This is a genomic window from Klebsiella sp. CN_Kp097 (assembly GCF_040064495.1).
Taxonomy (GTDB): Bacteria; Pseudomonadota; Gammaproteobacteria; order Enterobacterales; family Enterobacteriaceae; genus Klebsiella; species Klebsiella aerogenes.
The window spans coordinates 40,111-60,739 of record NZ_JBEAIL010000029.1; the positions used below are offsets into that span (position 1 = coordinate 40,111).

15 protein-coding genes and 1 pseudogene are annotated in these 20,629 nt (G+C 51.6%); 13 read left to right on the forward strand and 3 right to left on the reverse strand.

The genetic code is table 11. From position 1 onward, the window contains the following. Positions 1-26: 26 nt before the first annotated feature. Positions 27-1,331 carry an MFS transporter gene (locus tag ABLV07_RS21860; RefSeq protein WP_101739377.1) on the forward strand — a complete coding sequence of 435 codons (1,305 nt, stop codon included), beginning with the start codon at positions 27-29 and terminating at the stop codon, positions 1,329-1,331. A gap of 40 nt (positions 1,332-1,371) precedes the next feature. On the opposite strand, the gene satP is transcribed toward ABLV07_RS21860, so the two are convergent. Further along, positions 1,372-1,938: an acetate uptake transporter gene (satP, locus tag ABLV07_RS21865; protein ID WP_047041277.1), complete on the reverse strand. Its 567-nt coding sequence runs from the start codon at positions 1,936-1,938 to the stop codon at positions 1,372-1,374. 442 nt (positions 1,939-2,380) lie between these two features. Here satP and dnaK point away from each other — a divergent pair, with 442 nt between their 5' ends. The 4 genes and pseudogenes from dnaK (at position 2,381) to ABLV07_RS21885 (ending at position 7,114) form a co-directional block, all read left to right on the forward strand. Continuing rightward, on the forward strand, positions 2,381-4,297 hold the full coding sequence (dnaK, locus tag ABLV07_RS21870) for a molecular chaperone DnaK (RefSeq protein ID WP_020079654.1): 1,917 nt from the start codon (positions 2,381-2,383) through the stop codon (positions 4,295-4,297). Positions 4,298-4,384: 87 nt separating this feature from the next. Beyond that, entirely contained in the window at positions 4,385-5,527 is a 1,143-nt protein-coding gene (gene dnaJ / locus ABLV07_RS21875) for a molecular chaperone DnaJ (protein ID WP_020079653.1), read from the forward strand. Between the two features lie 169 nt (positions 5,528-5,696). Then, complete coding sequence (locus ABLV07_RS21880; protein WP_100279214.1) at positions 5,697-6,641, forward strand: LysR family transcriptional regulator; 945 nt, start codon at positions 5,697-5,699, stop codon at positions 6,639-6,641. Positions 6,642-6,767: 126 nt separating this feature from the next. Next, positions 6,768-7,114, forward strand: a pseudogene (locus tag ABLV07_RS21885) (phage holin family protein). Positions 7,115-7,174: 60 nt separating this feature from the next. On the opposite strand, the gene ABLV07_RS21890 reads toward ABLV07_RS21885, so the two are convergent. Together ABLV07_RS21890 and ABLV07_RS21895 are read right to left on the reverse strand one after the other, a co-directional pair. Further along, on the reverse strand, positions 7,175-7,708 hold the full coding sequence (locus tag ABLV07_RS21890) for a glycoside hydrolase family 108 protein (protein WP_045395844.1): 534 nt from the start codon (positions 7,706-7,708) through the stop codon (positions 7,175-7,177). Between the two features lie 15 nt (positions 7,709-7,723). Further along, positions 7,724-8,167: a transcriptional regulator gene (locus ABLV07_RS21895; RefSeq protein WP_015368346.1), complete on the reverse strand. Its 444-nt coding sequence runs from the start codon at positions 8,165-8,167 to the stop codon at positions 7,724-7,726. Positions 8,168-8,558: 391 nt separating this feature from the next. Between ABLV07_RS21895 and ABLV07_RS21900 the strand changes: the two genes are divergently transcribed. From ABLV07_RS21900 to ABLV07_RS21935, 8 genes are all read left to right on the forward strand, one after another. Beyond that, a complete protein-coding gene (locus ABLV07_RS21900) occupies positions 8,559-10,676 on the forward strand; it encodes a glycosyl hydrolase family 18 protein (protein ID WP_045411727.1) in 2,118 nt (705 codons plus the stop codon). Positions 10,677-10,764: 88 nt separating this feature from the next. Further along, a complete protein-coding gene (locus ABLV07_RS21905; protein ID WP_348853833.1) occupies positions 10,765-13,836 on the forward strand; it encodes a chitinase in 3,072 nt (1,023 codons plus the stop codon). A 318-nt stretch (positions 13,837-14,154) separates the two neighbouring features. Then, positions 14,155-14,847: a winged helix-turn-helix transcriptional regulator gene (locus tag ABLV07_RS21910; RefSeq protein WP_015704343.1), complete on the forward strand. Its 693-nt coding sequence runs from the start codon at positions 14,155-14,157 to the stop codon at positions 14,845-14,847. Between the two features lie 315 nt (positions 14,848-15,162). Further along, positions 15,163-15,705, forward strand: a complete 543-nt coding sequence (locus tag ABLV07_RS21915; protein ID WP_063402422.1) for a fimbrial protein BcfA — start codon at positions 15,163-15,165, stop codon at positions 15,703-15,705. A gap of 71 nt (positions 15,706-15,776) precedes the next feature. After that, positions 15,777-16,463, forward strand: a complete 687-nt coding sequence (locus tag ABLV07_RS21920; RefSeq protein WP_045379021.1) for a fimbria/pilus periplasmic chaperone — start codon at positions 15,777-15,779, stop codon at positions 16,461-16,463. Positions 16,464-16,470: 7 nt separating this feature from the next. Then, positions 16,471-19,074, forward strand: coding sequence for a fimbrial biogenesis usher protein (locus ABLV07_RS21925; protein ID WP_164514947.1), 2,604 nt, complete (start codon positions 16,471-16,473; stop codon positions 19,072-19,074). After that, positions 19,075-20,082 (forward strand): fimbrial protein BcfD, encoded by a 1,008-nt coding sequence (locus ABLV07_RS21930; RefSeq protein ID WP_047036877.1) that lies wholly within the window; start codon positions 19,075-19,077, stop codon positions 20,080-20,082. Continuing rightward, positions 20,083-20,619, forward strand: a complete 537-nt coding sequence (locus tag ABLV07_RS21935) for a fimbrial protein BcfE (RefSeq protein WP_046883348.1) — start codon at positions 20,083-20,085, stop codon at positions 20,617-20,619. It begins immediately after the preceding gene. Positions 20,620-20,629 lie beyond the last annotated feature (10 nt).

Genomic DNA, 20,629 nt, shown 5'->3' on the forward strand with positions numbered 1-20,629 from the left:
ATATTACTGCGGACGAAGCGCCAGTTATGTCACAACACACCCGAGCACTGAATCGACAGGATTATAAAACTCTGACGCTGGCCGCCCTCGGCGGGGCGCTGGAGTTTTATGACTTTATTATCTTTGTTTTCTTCGCCGCCGTCGTCGGCGAACTGTTCTTCCCGGCCGATATTCCTGAATGGCTACGTCAGGTACAGACCTTCGGTATTTTTGCCGCGGGTTATCTGGCGCGCCCTCTTGGCGGCATTATCATGGCCCACTTTGGCGACCTGGTCGGTCGCAAAAAAATGTTCACCCTCAGCATTCTGCTCATGGCGTTGCCGACGCTGGCGATCGGTCTGCTGCCGACTTATGCCTCAATGGGCATCGTTGCGCCGCTGCTATTACTGCTCATGCGTATTTTGCAAGGGGCGGCGATTGGCGGCGAAGTGCCGGGCGCCTGGGTCTTCGTGGCCGAACATGTCCCGGAAAAACGCATCGGTATCGCCTGCGGCACCCTGACCGCGGGATTGACCGTCGGGATCCTGTTGGGTTCGGTGGTGGCGACGCTTATCAACACCAGCATGACGCCGCAAGATATCCAGGACGGCGGCTGGCGTATTCCTTTCCTGCTGGGCGGCGTTTTTGGCCTGGTGGCGATGTATCTGCGTCGCTGGCTGCAGGAGACGCCGATATTTCTGGAGATGCAGAAGCGCAAAGCGCTGGCGCAGGAGTTGCCGGTGAAGGCGGTGGCGCTTAAGCACCAGAAGGCTGTCATCGTTTCGATGCTGCTCACCTGGCTGCTGTCCGCCGGCGTGGTGGTGGTGATTCTGATGTCGCCGGTCTGGCTGCAAAAACATTATGGCTTTGCGCCGGCGATTACCCTGCAGGCCAATAGCATCGCCACGATTATGCTGTGCATCGGCTGTCTACTCGCCGGTCTGGCGGCAGACCGTTTCGGCGCCAGCCGCACTTTTATCGTCGGCAGCCTGTTGTTGGCGGCCGCCAGTTGGGCCTTTTACCACCTTTCCGGCGCCAGCCCGCAGCGGCTGTTTCTGCTGTATGGGACGGTGGGGCTGTGCGTCGGCGTGGTGGGGGCGGTACCTTACGTGATGGTGCGCGCTTTCCCGGCGGAAGTGCGTTTTACCGGCATCTCATTTTCCTACAACCTGTCGTACGCCATTTTCGGCGGTCTGACGCCGATCGCCGTTACGATGCTGATGGGGGTTTCGCCGATGGCGCCGGCCTGGTACGTACTGGCGCTGTCGCTGATGGGGCTGGGGTTAGGTATCTGGCTGCGTCAGGGGTTGACGACGCAGGCGGTTTTACCGCAAGGAGAACTGCAGCGTTAAATTTAACGCCGCCGCCCGGTTTGCGGGCGGCGGCAGGCCATTAGCGTGGTTCGCCAATCGGCAGAACGGTGCGGCCGAACTGCTCGTTCAACACTTCACCCATCGCCAGGTAAATAGCGCTCGCGCCGCATACCAGACCGACCCAACCGGCAATTTTAACAATGCCTTCGTTATCGACCAGGTGACCAATCGCCAGCAGCGCGAACAGTACCGTCAGGCTAAGAAAGACGAACTGCAGCATGCGCGCGGCTTTCAGCGTGCCGAAGAACATGAACAACGTAAAGATACCCCACAGGCCGAGATACATGCCCAGGAAGTGCGCGTTCGGCGCATCAGCCAGGCCCATTTTCGGCATCATAAGGATCGCGACCAACGTCAGCCAGAAGGAGCCGTAGGACGTAAAAGCGGTTAAACCAAAGGTGTTGCCTTTTTTATACTCGAGCAGGCCGGCAAAAATTTGCGCAATGCCGCCGTAAAAAATGCCCATCGCCAGGATAGCTACATCGAATGCGAAAAGGCCGCTATTTGCCAGGTTAAGCAGAATAGTGGTCATGCCAAAGCCCATAAGGCCCAGCGGTGCCGGATTAGCCAACTTAGTGTTGCCCATAATTCCTCAAAATAATGATTAGAAAGGGAAGCATTACCCCGCCACTTGCGGTGGGGCGCGGCATAATAATGAGGCGTGCAGAGGCTGTCTATGATCTGGCGGGGTATTTTTCAGCAATTTACCTTTCGCGGCGATAATGGCCAACTCTTCGGCGAACGAGTGCGATATCCAATGAATATGTTCTTATTTACTATTTATTTTTTGTATGGGTTATACCGGCTATTTTTATCGTCTGGCGTGTCGTTTGCTCTCGCGTCTGCGTTTTGCCAGAAAATTTTTTTTTGGCCTGCCCCTTGATGAAAACCAGGGCGACCCCATCTTGTAGTCAACCGCAGTGAAGAACCTGAAAAAAAATGATGTCAGGGCAGTTGAAACCGCACGTTTCGCCCTTATTACAGGTTCACAACCACATGTTGATCGAATTTTTAGTGGAGACGTTTAGATGGGTAAAATTATTGGTATCGACCTGGGTACTACCAACTCTTGTGTAGCGATTATGGATGGCACTACCGCTCGCGTGCTGGAGAACGCCGAAGGCGATCGCACCACGCCTTCTATTATTGCCTATACCCAGGATGGTGAAACTCTGGTTGGTCAGCCGGCTAAACGTCAGGCAGTGACAAACCCGCAAAACACCCTGTTTGCGATTAAACGCCTGATTGGTCGCCGCTTCCAGGATGAAGAAGTTCAGCGTGACGTTTCCATCATGCCGTACAAAATCGTTGCTGCAGATAATGGCGACGCCTGGCTTGATGTGAAAGGCACCAAAACCGCGCCGCCGCAGATTTCTGCTGAAGTGCTGAAAAAAATGAAGAAAACCGCTGAAGATTATCTGGGTGAGCCGGTAACTGAAGCTGTTATCACCGTACCTGCGTACTTCAACGATGCTCAGCGTCAGGCAACCAAAGATGCCGGTCGTATCGCAGGTCTGGAAGTTAAACGTATCATCAACGAACCGACTGCCGCTGCGCTGGCTTACGGTCTGGATAAAGAAGTCGGCAACCGCACTATCGCGGTATACGACCTCGGTGGTGGTACCTTCGATATCTCTATTATCGAAATCGACGAAGTTGACGGCGAAAAAACCTTCGAAGTTCTGGCAACCAACGGTGATACCCACCTGGGTGGTGAAGACTTCGATACTCGTCTGATCAACTACCTCGTTGACGAGTTTAAGAAAGAGCAGGGTATTGACCTGCGCAACGACCCGCTGGCGATGCAGCGTCTGAAAGAAGCCGCAGAAAAAGCGAAAATTGAGCTGTCTTCCGCTCAACAGACCGACGTTAACCTGCCGTATATCACCGCAGACGCGACCGGTCCGAAACACATGAACATCAAAGTGACTCGCGCGAAACTGGAAAGCCTGGTTGAAGATCTGGTTAACCGTTCCATCGAGCCGCTGAAAGTTGCCCTGCAGGATGCCGGTCTGTCCGTTTCCGATATCAACGACGTGATCCTCGTTGGTGGTCAGACTCGTATGCCGATGGTGCAGAAGAAAGTTGCTGAGTTCTTTGGTAAAGAACCGCGTAAAGACGTTAACCCGGATGAAGCTGTAGCTATCGGCGCAGCCGTTCAGGGTGGTGTACTGACTGGTGATGTTAAAGACGTTCTGCTGCTGGACGTTACCCCGCTGTCGCTGGGTATCGAAACCATGGGCGGCGTGATGACCGCGCTCATCAGCAAAAACACCACGATCCCGACCAAGCACAGCCAGGTGTTCTCTACTGCGGAAGACAACCAGTCCGCGGTAACCATCCATGTGCTGCAGGGTGAGCGTAAACGCGCTTCCGATAACAAATCTCTGGGTCAGTTCAACCTGGATGGTATTAACCCAGCACCGCGCGGTATGCCGCAGATCGAAGTGACCTTCGATATCGATGCTGACGGTATCCTGCACGTTTCCGCTAAAGATAAAAACAGCGGTAAAGAGCAGAAGATCACCATCAAGGCTTCTTCCGGTCTGAATGAAGAAGAAATTCAGAAAATGGTTCGCGAAGCGGAAGCTAACGCTGAATCTGACCGTAAGTTCGAAGAGCTGGTTCAGACCCGTAACCAGGGCGACCATCTGCTGCACAGCACCCGTAAGCAGGTTGAAGAAGCAGGCGACAAACTGCCGGCTGACGACAAAACTGCAATCGAGTCTGCGCTGACCGCACTGGAAACTTCTCTGAAAGGTGAAGACAAAGCGGACATCGAAGCGAAGATGCAGGCGCTGGCCCAGGCTTCCCAGAAGCTGATGGAAATCGCTCAGCAGCAGCACGCTCAGCAGCAGGCTGGCGGCGCTGACGCTCAAGAAAGCAGCGCGAAGGATGACGATGTTGTCGACGCTGAGTTCGAAGAAGTGAAAGACAAAAAATAATCGCCCTTTGAACGGGTAAAACACTGGCACGGGCGAAGAGGTTTCCTCTCCGCCCGTGCACGCATGTTAAGGGGCTGAAAAACACCAATGGCAAAGCAAGATTATTACGAGATTTTAGGCGTTTCCAAAACAGCGGAAGAGCGTGAAATCAAAAAGGCGTACAAGCGCCTGGCCATGAAATACCATCCGGACCGTAACCAGGGTGACAAAGAGGCCGAAGCCAAATTTAAAGAAATCAAAGAAGCGTATGAAGTCCTGACTGATGCCCAGAAGCGTGCAGCCTACGATCAGTACGGCCACGCCGCGTTTGAACAAGGCGGCATGGGCGGCGGCGGTTTCGGTGGCGGCTTTGGCGGCGGCGCGGATTTCAGCGATATCTTTGGCGATGTGTTCGGCGATATCTTCGGCGGTGGCCGTGGTCGTCAGCGCGCGGCGCGCGGCGCAGATCTGCGTTACAACATGGAATTGACGCTGGAAGAAGCGGTCCGTGGCGTCACCAAGGAAATCCGCATCCCGACGCTGGAAGAGTGCGATGTCTGCCACGGCAGCGGCGCCAAATCCGGAACTCAGCCGCAGACCTGTCCAACCTGTCACGGTTCCGGTCAGGTCCAGATGCGTCAGGGCTTTTTTGCCGTTCAGCAAACCTGTCCACACTGTCAGGGACGCGGTACGCTGATTAAAGATCCGTGCAATAAATGCCACGGTCACGGTCGCGTTGAAAAAACCAAAACCTTGTCGGTGAAAATCCCGGCTGGCGTCGATACCGGCGACCGTATTCGTCTGGCTGGCGAAGGCGAAGCGGGCGAGCATGGTGCTCCGGCGGGCGATCTGTACGTTCAGGTTCAGGTCAAACAGCACGCGATCTTCGAGCGTGAGGGGAATAATCTGTACTGCGAAGTACCGATCAACTTCACCATGGCTGCGCTTGGCGGCGAGATTGAAGTACCGACGCTGGATGGCCGCGTTAACCTGAAAGTTCCTGGCGAAACGCAAACCGGCAAACTGTTCCGCATGCGCGGCAAGGGCGTTAAATCCGTTCGCGGCGGTGCTCAGGGCGATCTGCTGTGTCGCGTGGTGGTAGAAACGCCAGTGGGTCTTAACGACAAGCAGAAACAATTGCTTAAAGAGCTGCAGGAAACTTTTGGCGGTCCGACGGGTGAGAAAAACAGCCCGCGTTCCAAAAGCTTCTTCGATGGCGTGAAAAAATTCTTTGATGATTTAACGCGTTAATTGCGTTTAATCACCTTATTAGCACAAGCCTGAACATCCCTGTTCAGGCTTTTTTCTACCCTAACCTCAGCCTTGAATAGAAACGCTATACTTTGTTTAGCATGTCCGGATTTGATTTATTTTGAGTATTATCTATATTGCTTTTTTCGATAAAAGAGGCTGACAGTGGATGGGATCGAAAGGTGCCAATAAGGGCTTTGATTATAATTTAATCAAGGTTCTTGACGCTGTCATTTCGGCAGGAAATGCCGCGAAGGCGGCGAAAAAATTGGCCATCACTCCCGCCGCGGTCTCTTTGGCATTAAGACGTCTGCAAAACTTCTATCAGCAGGAGCTGTTTGTCAGAAGCAAAGATGGTTTACTGCCAACGGCGAAAGCACTCGAAATACACCAAAGTTTCCGTCAGGCCATGTCGCTTGTCGACAATACTTTTCTGCCGGAAAATAAGGATGATGACACCCGGATTACGATCCTTGGAAGCGATTTCATCGAAAGTTATTACCTTTCCCAACTGTACGGTAGCGCGCTTTTCGAGCAGGGCGTTATCAACCATTTTTCATCCCGCAACATTAGCTGCGATAAAGCTAAAGAGCTTTTATTGACCGCTCAATGTGATTTATCGATCGGTTCTGAACCGCTGGTTGAGCCCGGACTCGATAATCAAATTATTGATAGCTTCAGAAACTTTGTCTGTATTTGTGCCAAAGGTCATTTATTCAGCGAGCTGTCGCAGCTTTCTTTGCATCAATTCTACTCTTCCCGCCATGCCATGTATCAACCGGGGATTACTTCACTCACCATCATCACTGATAACGGATTATTTAAAGATGATGTTTATTATAACGGCTCACGTACTATGGGCTATTGTAGCGATTCTATCACCGGGCTGGTTAGCATGGTAGAAAGAACCGCATTGATTGCACTGTTACCTTTGAAACTGGCGTTGTTTTATAAAAATCAGCGTAAATATGATATAAATTTTATCCAACCGCCCCCTGAGTTGATGTTTAAATCCGTGCAGGTTTATGCTTCATGGAACAAAAACAGTAGAAATATATCAGCGATAAATGAAACGGTTTCCATGTTACATACGCTGTCCTCATTCAGACGGTAAGTTTCCTCATCTTACCGTCATTAATATGATGTGGTTAGTCATGATGTTCTTTGATTACCTTTCCACTATTCCGCCGCTTACACTCCTGATGAATCTTTTTTAAACTTTAGTTATTCAGGAGCGATTATGTCTATTCCTAATCATTTAGAGACAACGGAAGTTGTATTACTGGAAGTAGAAATACTTCTGATCATTATTTCTATCGGCGCCTGGGGCGGGTTCGTTAGTTTCCTGCTTCGCAGGAAACTAACGAAGAGGCTGGCGAAGCCCATCAGGGAATTATGACCTGCCTGACGCAGGTAGTCATATCTTGTTTTACCAGTTTTCTCCTTAGCGCTATTGCTATCGAAAAAGGGTTTAGCTTTAATATGGTGCTGTTAGCCGCTGGTTTAGGCGGTGTATTTGCCGGCCCGATTTTAAAAATCCTCGGAGAAAAAGTTAAAAATGCTGTTGGCGGTTCGAAACTCAAATAGCATTATCAGGTAATAAAAGGCTCATCCTTGAGTCTTTTATTACGGATTTGTTTGTCTCAACTATGTCACTCGGTTTTTAATCCAGCCGTAAATGAACTCTTCATTTTGTCGGCGATTTTCGCAGATATCCAGATAATAAGCGCCCTGGCTACAGTTGAGCGCTTTCACTAACACCGCTTCTCCTTCTTTACCTCGTTGCGATAAATAGGAATTTAGCGCATGTAAGGTTTGCGGGCCGATGCTGCCATCTGCTTTTATATCCGGATAATACTGCTGCTCGCGGTTCATCACGTTAAGCCAGCGCTGTAGCCACGTGCAAGGGTGATGGGGACCAATATTCACGGCGGCGTCGCAGAGTTCAAATGCTACCGCCCAGGAAAGTTGCGATACTTGTTCAAAGCCGGGTTTGATCCAGTAATCCGTTTCCAGGATTGCATAGGCTTCATTGTGAGAAAGTTCACTCATTTTCCCCTGGTAACCATGCGCTCGCGCCGTTGCTTCTGTGATACCCCAGTTAGTCTCTCCGCCTTTATCTTTCGGGTTGGTGCTGTAACCGCCTTCCAGTCCCAGAATTCCATCAATAATTGGATTCATTTTTTTCTCCCTGAATTAATGAATATGCATGTACATCATTGTACCTAGCGTGACGGAAAAGACGGTGGTCAGGGCTGCCAGCGTTTTACGGAAAAACTGCTTCCTGGCTTTTGGTTTTTTTGGCTCGACTTTCTCAATGGCGATATCCTTATTGACCTGTAATCCCTGGCGCGGGATGGTAATGAAGAGATCGTTTATGCCCAACGCCTTCAGGTCTCGTCTGATTAAATACAGTATCTGCGTTAGATTGGCATCATTCACAAAATGACTTCTGCTACCCCATAGCTCATTAGTGATTTTCTGGCGTTCGATAATCTCCAGATGAGCGTTTTCAATAATGAAGCTAAGACATTTAGAACGCATTGCTGTCATTCTAATAACTTGCGAGTTTGAGCTCGTTCTTAGTTCATATTTCTGTTCATTGTAGATGCAGTTGTTATTGATGAGATAAGTTTTCATAACGTCTTCCTTTAGATTTGCACATCCTGATTGTCGTTGGTGAATATATTGCACAAGAAATGGCTTAATCCATTTTTTTGTCATCGGTTTTATTGTATTGCCATTTGATGGGGAGACCTTCGTCACATAATCTCATGCAAATTAAATGATGGTTAATTACTACCTAAATTATATTTAATATGCTGTCTATTTTTTATCTTTCCTGCTGAAAGACGGACCTCGTTTGCCCAATGATTCCACGCTGATGTTTCCTGAGTAGGCATCATTAAAATGATTTTTTAGTGCTGATGAATTGATGAGATTTTGTGATTAGCCGATTCTTTGTGAGTCATGGATTATTGGTCTCGCAGAACGAACTGCGATAAATTTTAAACTTAAAAGGAAATTTAAAATGGCTACCAGCAAACTGATTAAAGGCGATACTCTTACCGAAACCAGCAACGCCGCTGATGGTTTTAACCCAGCAACTGAAGTTAGCAACTATAGCTATACTTCAGCGCGTGTCGCAAAGCCGGTCTATAACAAATATAAAGCAGCAACCACTAAGCCGAAGGTATTTGGCTATTATACCGACTGGTCTCAGTATGATGGTCGCCTGCAAGGGGACGATTCTAAAGATAACCGCGGTCGCGGCTACGACCTGACCAATATCTCACCGACTGCTTACGATAAAATTATTTTCGGCTTCGTTGGCGTGACCGGTTTCCATAAAAATGATGGCCAGTATCGTGACGTCGTGGCTGAAGGCGCGGAACAGTGCGGTAAAGTTAAGTACGAACCGACTTTCCTTGATCCATGGGGTGATTTCCAGTCTTACGTCAACGTTGGACATAGCGTTAGCGGCTGGGATGTTGATCCGAAGACCGTGACTCAAGAAAATTGTAAAGGTCTGCTCGGCGGTCTGCGCGATCTGCAGGCGAAAGCGAAACAGCAGGGCCATAACCTGGTGCTGTCCATGAGCATCGGCGGCTGGACCATGAGTAACGGCTTCCATGAAACCGCAGCGTCTGATTCCGCACGTAAAACCTTCGCCAAAGGCGTGGTGAAACTGTTCAAACAGTTCCCGATGTTCAGCGAAGTGGATATCGATTGGGAATACCCGAACGCCGAAGGCGCTGGCAACCCATTCGGCCCGGAAGATGGTGAAAACTATGCGTTGCTTATTGGCGAACTGCGTAAGCAACTGGATTCCGCCAGCCTGAGCAATGTGAAAATCTCCATCGCCAGCTCCGCGGTCGTGAAGACCTTTGATTACTCCAACGTGAAAGCGCTGATTAAAGCAGGTCTGTACGGCATCAACCTGATGACCTATGACTTCTTCGGTACCCCGTGGGCGGAAAGCGTTGCTCATCACACTAACCTGAATGCGCTGGAAGAGGGCGGTTGGGGCGTCAACACTATCGTGGAACATCTGCTGTCTGAAGGTTTCCCTGCTGAAAATATCAACATTGGTTATGCCGGCTATACCCGTAATGGCCGTAACGTTGAGCTGGAGTCGCTGTCTCCGCTGAAAGGCACCTATAACCCGGGTAACGGCGATACCACCGGTACTTTCGAATCCGGCACTAATGAATGGTATGACGTGATCTACAACTACCTGGATCTGGAAAACCAGAAAGGCCGTAACGGTTTCAACGTCTACACCGACCAGGTCGCTAATGCTGACTACCTGTATAACCCGGAATCCAAGCTGTTCATGTCTCTGGATACTCCACGTTCAGTAAAAGCGAAGGGCGAATATGCAGCAAGCCTGGGTCTGGGTGGTATGTTTACCTGGACTATCGATCAGGACAATGGCGTGTTGCTGAACGCGGCTCGTGAAGGTCTGGGCTATGAAATTGAATCTGAAGTCATCGATATGGAACCGTTCTACTTCGAAGGCATCAACGTAGAAAAAGATGAATCTGAAGAAGACGATAAGGCAACTGATGTCAATCATGCGCCAAAAGCCGCTATCGAGCTGCTGGTTGTCGGCGGTTCTACCGTCCAGCTGTCAGGCGCGGGTTCTTCTGATGAAGATGAGGATGAACTGAGCTATAGCTGGGGCGTACCGTCTGAAATTACCGTCGCGGATAAAACTGCGGAAGTGATTGAGTTTGTGGTGCCTGAAGTGAGCGCGAAAACGGCCTTCCAGTTCACTCTGTTTGTGCGTGACTGCTACAACGAACCTTCCACTCAGCAACGTTTTGTGCTGACGGCGGTGCCAGCATTAGCATCTCAGGGCGAACCTGAACCGGCTGATGAAGAAGAAGATGAAACCGACATTATTCCGGTTCCAGACGAAGATACTACACCGGCTGAAGATGACGCCTCTGCCGATGATGCGGCAGACCAGGATGCGCCACACGCGCTGTGGGATGCTAACACCGTATACGGCGCAAGCTGGGGTACCTTCGAAACCGTGAGCTGGAAAGGTCACAACTACCAGGTGAAATGGTGGTCCCAGGGCGACCAGCCTGACCTGAACTGCGGTCAGAGCGGCGCATGGACTGACTTAGGCGCTTACTAATACTTCTGCGCTTAACGAGGTATGGGCTCCATGACAAAGCCCCGGTTTTCCGGGGCTTTTTTCCACCAGGGAATGAGGAATCGCGTTGATGACCATTGCAATTAAAAATAGCCAGATTGATGTGAATAGCTGGTACCAGAAAGTCACTTTAACCTTCACAAACGAAAGTAACCGCCCGCTAGATCTGAACCTGGCGACAATTAGCTTTACCGCCTCCGGGCATCCGGATCCGTGGGGCAATACGGGAGGCACGCTAAAAGGAGATCGTTCGTTAACTTTGCGTGACACCGCCCAGGGAACCCTGGAATTCAATAAAATCATCATTAACAACAGTAGTGAACTGCTGCTGCAGGCAGGGGAAAGCGGTACCCTGTTTTTTAGCCTGGCTGCCACCCAGGTACCGGTAAAAATGTCCACCTTTACGTTAACTCTGGCTGACGATACCGCTGATGAAGTTGAGCCAGAACCTGAAGTACCAGCGGATGACACCGCTGATGAGGTTGAACCAGAACCTGAAGTACCGGCGGATGACACCGCTGATGAGGTTGAACCAGAACCTGAAGTACCGGCGGATGATACCGCTGATGATATTGAGCCAGAACCTGAAGCGCCCATCGATGATGCGATTACCGGCGCGGGACTGACCCTGGTATCTGGGGAGGTGAAAACGTCCAGTTGGTACCAACGTATTGCCCTGACGCTGACGAATCACTATTCGCAGTCCGTCGATATTAATCAGTTGAAATTAGGTTTCACCGCGACAGCGCATCCCGATCCGTACAGCCCATTTAGCGGCACCATGCTGGGGAATCAGGCGGTAACGCTGGCCAGCGATGGCGGTTGGCCGATTGAAAAAAATACCATCACAATCAATAACGACGGCGAGTATCTGTTGGCTTCCGGTAAATCGGCGGTGCTGGAGTTTTATCTTTCGGCCACGCAAACGCCCGTCGCGCTTAGCGATCTGACGGCGACGCTGGCCCATGATCCTGGACGCCAGGGACAAATCATTGTGCAATTCCCAGCGCAGGCGCAGAGCACCTCGCTGAAGCCGGAGATCGAACTGCAGTATCCGGATGGCCGCCAGCAGCGCTTTGCCGGTGAATGGGGCGCTTCGCTAACCATCGGCGATCTGAGCGCTGGTCGTTATGGTATGACGGTACTGGAGTTGTGTAACGATGAAATGAGGATTTCACCTGTTACTGAAAACTATGCGTTGACACTCTCGTCCGGTAACGCCGTCGAACGGTGCCAGATTGCTTATCAGCCAGCGGTGCTCTTTGCCGCGATCGAGCTGCTACTGGCGGATGATGAACTGGAAGGCGCGGAAGTCGTCGTTGAGCTGTGGTCGGAAGCAGGCGTGCGCGAACGTACTCTGACGCTGATGGCGAATCAACCGCAGCGCGTCACTCGGCTATTAGCAAATCATCAATATGCTATTTGCCTGCAGCCGACGACGATGAACAACCAGTTGCTGACAACGCCTGCGCAGCCTGCGACCTTCGTGCCGACGGTAGGCACGACGGTTCAGGCAGACGTTGCGCTACAAAAAACGCCCGTTGCGAGCGATAACTTTGTTGAAGTTGCGGTGACGGTATTAGGCTTACCACAGGGTACGGCAGCTCAACGCTATCGTTTCCGCTGCGGCAGCTACCAGTACAGTTTCGTGCTGGCCAGTGATACTCGCCAGCAGAAGCTGCCGCTGCGTTTATCTGCCGGGGAATATAGCGTGCAGGTAGCAGATGTATACATCGCCGGTACGCCGTGGCGCTGTGATGTCAGCGCGCCGTTGCGTTTGCTGCAAAGCGTTAATAACGTCACGCTTGAGTTTATCCAGGGCGTTCCGTTGCAGGTAAAAGGTTGGCCGAATTATCTGGCGCACGGCGGCGTGACGGTGAATGCGGCGGAGACGGTCGATCTTTATCGTGGCGTGCCGTTCAGCGCGCTGTTTAAATATGATGGTTTTGATGGCGGCGGCGATCCGATTCCGGCGGCGGAAGTGGACACTAACGGCGATGGCTTCCTTGATTATGCCTCACTACCGATCCATAAAACCGTGCCTTTGGTTCGCGAGATCGAGGCCGACGCCGGCCGTGCGGTGATGCCGGTGATGGTGGTCTATACCGCCAATGCCAGCGGCGGCAGCGCGGTATCGGACCTGCAGGACGAACAGCGTCTACGCAATCACTTTGGTAGCTTCATTACCCAGTGTCTGGCGGCGCAATCCTGGAAAGATGACCAGCATCCGGTTCCGGCAACCTTTGTCCTGAATCCAGACTTCCTTGGCGCCATGCAGCAGGAGCCTTATGGCTATACCGCGCTGCGTAAGGCCAATAGCGTACAGGTCAATGTCCAACTGGCGGCGGCGATTAATGCGCTTCCTTCGATGCCAGGGTTCAGCGCGCCGACGCTGCCGACTTTCAGCAACGATTTGTACGGCTACGTACAGGCGATTAACTATATCGTTCGCCAGTTCGCGCCGGACATCGCTTTCGGCTGGCAGACCAACGTTTGGGCGACGGGCACGGCAGATTGGCTGCTGCGCGCCAATGCCGCGCCGCGGGAACAAGGGGCGGCGATCGCTGACTTCATTAATGAACTGGGCGTGTACGGCGGCGACTATGCGCCAGACTTTATCGCATTTGATAAATTTGAACGCGACTGCTTCAGCCCGGATGCCTTAGCCCACTACGGCTGGAACGCTACCTGCTGGATGAACTATCTGGGCATGGTGAAGGAGACCGCCAGAGCATTACAGAAACCGGCGATGTTGTGGCAGATCCCCGGCGGCCATATGCCGACGGTTGCGGAAGGGACCAGTAAAATCGCTGCGGCGCATTTTGCGTCAGGCGGTACTTTCTTCATGGGGGATTCGCGGATTGGCAGCGATATCGACACCATTACCCCGGCGCTGTTAAATACCGCGGTGAACAGCACGACCTATGGCGTCGCGACGGTGGGTGATTTTCTGCGCCGCGATGGCGGATACGATTGGAGCCAGATGCAGGCGTTAAATCTGCCGGACTATAACGTTTTTGCCGTGCTGTGGGGCGGCGGTTCGACCGTCAGTATCACCACTATTCATTCCAACGGTGAAGATGGCGGTTGGTTGGCGGAGAAAATGGTGGAGTACTACGCGGCGCCCCGCTACTTTAGTTAATTCTCTGTATTTCATGTAGCGTTAAGGCGGTGATTCAGTGGCGGTACTATACTGGATCGCTGCCTTTTCTCTTTCTTGTTATATCATAAGAAATAATTTCATTTGTTATAGTGTGTAATGTTAAAAATGATTAATAACATTTTGAGATCTTTGTTGGTTATTTGTTTGAGGATTATCTTATTTGATAAATGATTGATTATTTGTGCTTTCATCATACATTTATTCTATATTTAATATTTATTTATTATTAATTGCAGGCTAACTAATGTATGTATATCTTTATTTCTCATATGATTATGGATATTTAATGAAGATATAATGAAATTAAATGGTTTCGAAAATGATAATGAGAATGCCTTGCACTCATATATTTTCTCTCAGCAGGCTAAACCGCATGCAGCGATTGACGCCTTATTTTCAGCGCTCTTGCCCTTTGGTAAATCTTTCGTCGTGCAGTCGGGTGAAGAATTTTCACTATACACAGAGCAGAGCAGCCGCATTGTGTTGCTGGAGTCCGGTATCTTCTCAATTTGCCGCAGTGATCGAGGCTTGAACGTGCTATCGGTTTTCGCTCCGTCAATTGCTGGACTGATAGATAGCTACGGTGTGACATACGATGTTCCCACCCGCCCGGAGCATTTTTTGATTGCTGAAACAGAATGCCGTGGTCGTGCAGTCTCGTTAGCGGATTTTATTAAGGTGACGGATGAGTGCAATCTTTGGCACGACGTAGCTCGTTTTCTCGCTTATCGTCTGATGGTGATGAACGTTCGCGACCGGGAGCTGGTTGGCGTTGACTCTTATCTTAAGGTTCGTGCGTTATTAATCGAAATTGCCGCCTACAACGACGAATATCGCCAGAGCATTAATGTTCTGAACTTTATTCAACGTCGTACCGGAATATCGCGGAGTCGTACCATGAAGCTTCTTTCTGAATTGCGAAAGGGCGGATATATCAATATTGATGGTGGACGTCTGTTAGGGATTAAAAAACTGCCACTGGCTTACTAGTTGCTGTATCTAAATAACAGCCATAACGATTTATTTACTGTAAAAACAGTCAGTTAATGGTGGTCCTATAAAAACAGTTTTTGTCGATTGCAACTCTCTGGTCAATTTATAATAATTAAATAACGGCAGAAATTAATTATCTATCGGCGCTTATAAATAAGCGCTGGTTTGCTATTCATTGAATATAGTATTTCTGTACGCTACAAACTTTAACGTTTTTGCGCCCGGTACCAGCAAGAGATCTCTGTGAAGAGAGCTCGGTACTAAAATTCGTTATTAATTCTATTTTCGACTTGTGTATTTAAAAGGTTATTTATGAAAAAACATCTTTTAGTGATGGTCATGACTGCCATGACGGCGGGCGGTATGAGCTGCGCGGCGAATGCGGATACCGCGACGGTCTCCGGTGGTACGGTGAATTTTACGGGACAGGTTGTGAATGCCGCATGCTCCGTTTCTGCTGACTCTATCGATCAAACCGTTACCCTGAGCCAGGTTCGCACCAGCAAACTGACGGCAGCCGGAATGGTAGCTAATCAGAAAGAAGATTTCTCAATCAAACTGGAAGATTGCGATACCACCGTCAGCCAGAATGCGGCGGTTATCTTTAATGGTCAGCAGGACAGTTCACTCGCCGGTTCGCTGGCGAATACCGCAGGCGCAGGCTCGGCGACTAACGTTGCGCTGCAGCTCTACGGCCCGGATGGACAGGTTCTGAACATCGGCGACACCTCCGGTGCGATCACTCTGATTAATGGCGAAAACACCGTACCGCTGAGCGTTGATTATGTCGCTACCGGCGCGGCGACTGCAGGTAACGTCGCAGCGACCGCGACCTTCAGCATGGTCTATTCCTGATTGGTATCCGCATCTCCTCCGTTGTTGGCAGCGGAGGGATGCATTTCATCTCCTCCGTGGTTATCAAAAAAATGAGTACGCGAATTACCCCGATTTTATTTTCGTTATTGCTGCTGGCGGCGCTGGGAGTAACTCAGTTGGCCTATGCAGGAGGTATTGCGCTGGGTTCGACCCGGGTTATTTATCCGCAGGGTGATAAGCAGGTCTCTCTGCCGATAATAAACTCCTCCAGCAATAATGTATTTTTAATCCAATCGTGGGTGGCGAATGCCGATGGCGACCGAAGCGCCGATTTTGTCGTTACCCCGCCGCTGTTCGTCATTCAGCCGGGGAAAGAAAATCTGCTGCGTATTATGTACGTTGGCCCCTCCCTGCCGACAGATCGCGAAAGCGTTTTTTATCTCAACAGTAAAGCCATTCCCTCGGTTAATAAAAGCAAGCTGGCGGCGAATTCGCTGCAAATCGCCACCCAAAGCGTCATTAAACTGTTTATTCGCCCCAAACACTTACCGGTTGCCTCGGTAGATGCTCCGGCAATGTTACGCTGTCAGCGTGCCGACGATCGCCTGACCATCGTCAATCCATCTCCCTATTATGTCTCGCTGGTTGATATTCATGTCGGCGGGCAGAAGTTAGCCAATTCAATGGTCCCGCCGAAAAGCGAGATAACATTGCAAGGCGGCGTAGGGCAGGTGACTTTCCAGTCGATTAACGATTTCGGCGCTACCACGCCGCTGCAAACCTGTTTGAGTCATTGATATTGTGTTGAAACTCGATGTCGCCGCTCGCCAGTTGACGGTGGGTAGACTTCCGGCGCTTATCAGCCTGGCTCTGATCTCGGCAAGCCTATGCACGCTGCCGCGTAGCTGGGCCGAAAACTATTTTAACCCGGCTTTTTTATCTGACGATCCGTCGAAGATCGCCGATCTTTCCCACTTTGAGGATAATGGCCAGGCACCAGGGGTTTATCGGGTCGATGTCTACCTTAATGGCGCATTGTTGACGACGCGCGATATTGCTTTTCGTGCGAACCAGCAGTCTGCCGATGGATCAGGCCTTCGCGCGTGCCTGACACCTGAGATGCTCAACGGCATGAATGTGAATATCAGCGCATTTCCGCAGTTGGCGAAGGCCGCTGCGGGCGACTGCGTCGATCTTGCTGCTGCGATCCCTGCGGCTTCCAGCGTTTTTGACTTTAGCCAGCAGCGTCTCAATATCAGTATTCCGCAGGCGGCGCTAAACAACCAGGCGCGGGGCTATATTCCGCCACAAAACTGGGATGAAGGTATCAATGCGTTGTTGCTCAACTATACGTTTACCGGCGCGAATAGCCGGGACCGCAGCGTTGGCGGCGGCAATAGCGATAGTTATTTCCTCGGCCTCAATAGCGGAGTAAATCTTGGCGCCTGGCGTTTACGTGATTACTCGACATGGAACTACAACAGCGATAATCAGCAACAGAAAAGCGACTGGCAGCACATCAGCACCTACGTTGAACGTGATGTGGCGGCGCTGAAAGGCGAGTTGACGGCGGGCGATAGCTACACCCCCGCGGGCGTTTTCGACAGCCTGCCGTTTCGTGGGCTACAGCTGGCGTCTGACGACAATATGCTGCCGGACAGCATGAAAGGCTTCGCGCCGACTATCCACGGCATCGCCAAAAGCAACGCTCAGGTGACGATACGTCAGAACGGCTACACCATCGACCAGCGCTATGTACCGCCTGGCGCATTCACCATCGACGATCTCTATCCGACCTCCTCCAGCGGCGATCTCAACGTCGAGATCAAGGAGTCCGACGGCAGCATCTCCAGCTATAACGTGCCTTATGCCGCCGTACCGGTTCTGCAACGCGAGGGGCGGGTGAAATATGCCGCCACCGCGGCGACCTATCGCGGTGATAGCAGCCAGAAACGAGAGGTGAGTTTCGGCCAGGCGACCCTGATGTGGGGGTTGCCGCATGGCTTTACGCTGTACGGCGGAACGCAGTTTTCCTCCGATTACCGCGCCCTGGCGCTGGGCACTGGAGCTAACTTCGGCGACTGGGGGGCGATTTCCGTCGATCTTACGCAAGCCTACAGTACGCTGGCGGATGAGAGCGAACATCAGGGGCAATCGCTGCGCTTTTTATATGCCAAATCCTTAAACGACCTGGGCACCCATTTTCAATTGTTGGGGTATCGCTACTCAACCTCTGGTTTTTATACCCTTGATGATACCGCGTGGAAGCGGATGTCAGGCTATAACGACCCTCAGGAGGATGACGGCGATCGCGATACTGGCGATGACTACAACCTGTATTACACCAAACGCGGCAAGGTACAGATCAACCTCTCTCAACAGTTCGGTCATTTTGGCTCACTGTATGTCACCGGTAGCCAACAGAGCTATTGGCACACCGATGAAACCAATAAATTACTGCAAATCGGCTACAGCGACACGCTGGCTGGGGTCTCGTGGAGCCTGTCATATAGCAGCAGCCGCGCGCCCGGCGAGGAGGAACGGGACCAGGCGCTGGCGCTCAATCTTTCGCTACCGCTCAGCCAGTGGCTTTCTCACGGCGACGATATTACCCAGCGTCGTCATAACGTTTATGCGACGTTTTCCACCAGTAGCGATGGACACGGCGGCGTGACGCAAAATAGCGGTATCAGCGGCATGTTACTGGATCAAAACAACCTGAGCTATAGCGTCCAGCAGGGCTATCAGAATCAGGGGGGTGGTGCGAGCGGCTCCGCCAGCCTCGAATACGACGGGGCAAAGGGCAACCTGAATGTCGGCTACAACAAAAGCAACCATGGTGATTATCGGCAACTGAACTATGGCCTCAGCGGCGGCATGGTCGCGCATGCTCATGGTCTGACCCTCAGCCAGCCGTTGGGCGATACCAATGTTCTTATCGCCGTGCCGGGGGCAGGGAATGTCAATATCGAAGATCAGCCGGGGATCCACACCGATGGCCGCGGCTACGCGGTGGTACCGTATGCCACTACTTACCGCCAGAATCGCATGGCGCTGGACGTCAACTCGCTAAAAGACGATGTCGATATCGATGATGCGGTGATCAATGTCGTTCCCACCCAAGGGGCGTTGGTGCTGGCCAACTTTACTGCCCGGATCGGCGAGCGCGCGCTATTGACGCTAAGCCATTACGGGAAACCGCTGCCGTTTGGCGCTACGGTATCCATTGCTGGCGCGGCGGAAGAAGGCATCGTTGGCGACGATGGCGAAGTGTATCTCTCAGGCCTTAGCCCGCAGGGCACGCTGAAAGCACAATGGGGACAGCATCCTGACCAACAATGTCTCACTCATTATCATCTCCCTGACGTTAGCCAGCCTTTGGCGCGTCAGCATCTGGAATGTCGCTAAATGAAGCCTGTCTCTTTTCTTGTGCTGTTAATGGGGCTGCTGCTGGCCCGCGGTAGTCTGGCGGCCGTTTGCCAGAACACCAATGGCTCGCCTGCAACGGTCGATTATGACCTGACGACGACGCTAACGGCGGCGCAGAATCAGGCCGGTACGACCACGCAACTTAGTAAAAACCAGGATGTGAACGTGCAGGCGGTTTGTCCCGCCGGCTCTTCGGATTCGGGGCGAACGTATCGTTCGTATGTCGCTTCTTCATCGATAGTGGAAACCAACGGCGACTGGAAATATATGCAGCTGGATGGCACCTATCTTGAAGGAGCAATGCGCATTGAAGATTCGGCGGCCGGGGAATTTTATCCACCAATGGATTATGTCTATATGGGCTATGACGCCAACGTTAACAATGGCTCGCCTTTTCCGGTACATGATTCGAATCTGGTATTCCAGCTTAAGGTTGTGAAGCCATTTATTGGCACGGTAAATATCGAGCCGAAGACCATGTTTAATGTCTATGTCACTACCACTGGCGACGATCCACTGAGTAATCTGGTGTACAGCATTGTCTACAGCGGCAGCGTGACCGTGCCGCAAAGCTGCGAAATTAACGCCGGGCAAACCATTCTTGTGGATTTTGGCTCGCTGTACAGCGGCGGCTTCAATCGCGCCGGGGAAAAACCGAGCGGTGTCCGTAAGAAAAGATTCACCGTGCCGGTGAAGTGCAGTGGGGTGGATTCACAGGTCAACTTAAGTCTGCGGTTGATAGCCACCGCCGATAGCCACTTAAGCCAGGCCATTGCCTCCGACAATCCTGATGTTGGCGTGGTGGTTGAGAGCAGCGACGGCGCGGTATTAACGCCGAATGACGCCAGCAGCGTCGAGCCTTTCACGACGGATGAATACGGACGCGCGACTATTTCCCTACAGGCGTATCCAGTCAGTACCACCGGCCAGACGCCGGCGGAGGGGGCCTTCACCGCGCTGGCTAACTTACGGGTGGATTTCGACTAAATGCGCCTGATTCGTTACTTCTTCTTATTCATTCTGCTATGCGGCAGCGGTTGCTATGCCGACGATAGCGGCTACAACCTGGAATTCACCGGCACCATTGTCGCGCAAACCTGCGATATCGAAATTTCCAGCCTCAGCCAGAGTATCGATTTAGGTCAGTTCTCTGTGGAGGATTTCCCCTCTACCGGTACGACGACGAAGTTCAAGCCGTTCAACATCAACCTGAAAAACTGCTCGCGCGGCATTACCGGCAGCAAAATCTGGTTTACCGGCACTGCCGACAGCGACAACCCGGCGCTGCTGGCATTGAGCGATACCGGCATGGGTAGCGAAAAAATGCTGGCAAGCGGCGTTGGCGTGGAGATCCTTGATGAGGACCAGGATGCCGTCAGCATCAATAACACCAGTTCGGTGGTCTACCCGCTGAAAACGGGCCGCAATACCTTATCGTTCTATATCCGCTACAAATCTACCCGGCCAACCGTGACCTCCGGCAATGCGACGGCGGTGATGTATTTCGACCTGCAATATGAATAGGCGCGCGGCA

Excerpts from the sequence above, each read along its gene's own strand:
- ABLV07_RS21860 (WP_101739377.1), top strand. The coding sequence starts at position 27 with ATGTCACAACACACCCGAGCACTGAATCGACAGGATTATAAAACTCTG.
- satP (WP_047041277.1), bottom strand. The coding sequence starts at position 1,938 with ATGGGCAACACTAAGTTGGCTAATCCGGCACCGCTGGGCCTTATGGGC.
- dnaK (WP_020079654.1), top strand. The coding sequence starts at position 2,381 with ATGGGTAAAATTATTGGTATCGACCTGGGTACTACCAACTCTTGTGTA.
- dnaJ (WP_020079653.1), top strand. The coding sequence starts at position 4,385 with ATGGCAAAGCAAGATTATTACGAGATTTTAGGCGTTTCCAAAACAGCG.
- ABLV07_RS21880 (WP_100279214.1), top strand. The coding sequence starts at position 5,697 with ATGGGATCGAAAGGTGCCAATAAGGGCTTTGATTATAATTTAATCAAG.
- ABLV07_RS21890 (WP_045395844.1), bottom strand. The coding sequence starts at position 7,708 with ATGAATCCAATTATTGATGGAATTCTGGGACTGGAAGGCGGTTACAGC.
- ABLV07_RS21895 (WP_015368346.1), bottom strand. The coding sequence starts at position 8,167 with ATGAAAACTTATCTCATCAATAACAACTGCATCTACAATGAACAGAAA.
- ABLV07_RS21900 (WP_045411727.1), top strand. The coding sequence starts at position 8,559 with ATGGCTACCAGCAAACTGATTAAAGGCGATACTCTTACCGAAACCAGC.
- ABLV07_RS21905 (WP_348853833.1), top strand. The coding sequence starts at position 10,765 with ATGACCATTGCAATTAAAAATAGCCAGATTGATGTGAATAGCTGGTAC.
- ABLV07_RS21910 (WP_015704343.1), top strand. The coding sequence starts at position 14,155 with ATGAAATTAAATGGTTTCGAAAATGATAATGAGAATGCCTTGCACTCA.
- ABLV07_RS21915 (WP_063402422.1), top strand. The coding sequence starts at position 15,163 with ATGAAAAAACATCTTTTAGTGATGGTCATGACTGCCATGACGGCGGGC.
- ABLV07_RS21920 (WP_045379021.1), top strand. The coding sequence starts at position 15,777 with ATGAGTACGCGAATTACCCCGATTTTATTTTCGTTATTGCTGCTGGCG.
- ABLV07_RS21930 (WP_047036877.1), top strand. The coding sequence starts at position 19,075 with ATGAAGCCTGTCTCTTTTCTTGTGCTGTTAATGGGGCTGCTGCTGGCC.
- ABLV07_RS21935 (WP_046883348.1), top strand. The coding sequence starts at position 20,083 with ATGCGCCTGATTCGTTACTTCTTCTTATTCATTCTGCTATGCGGCAGC.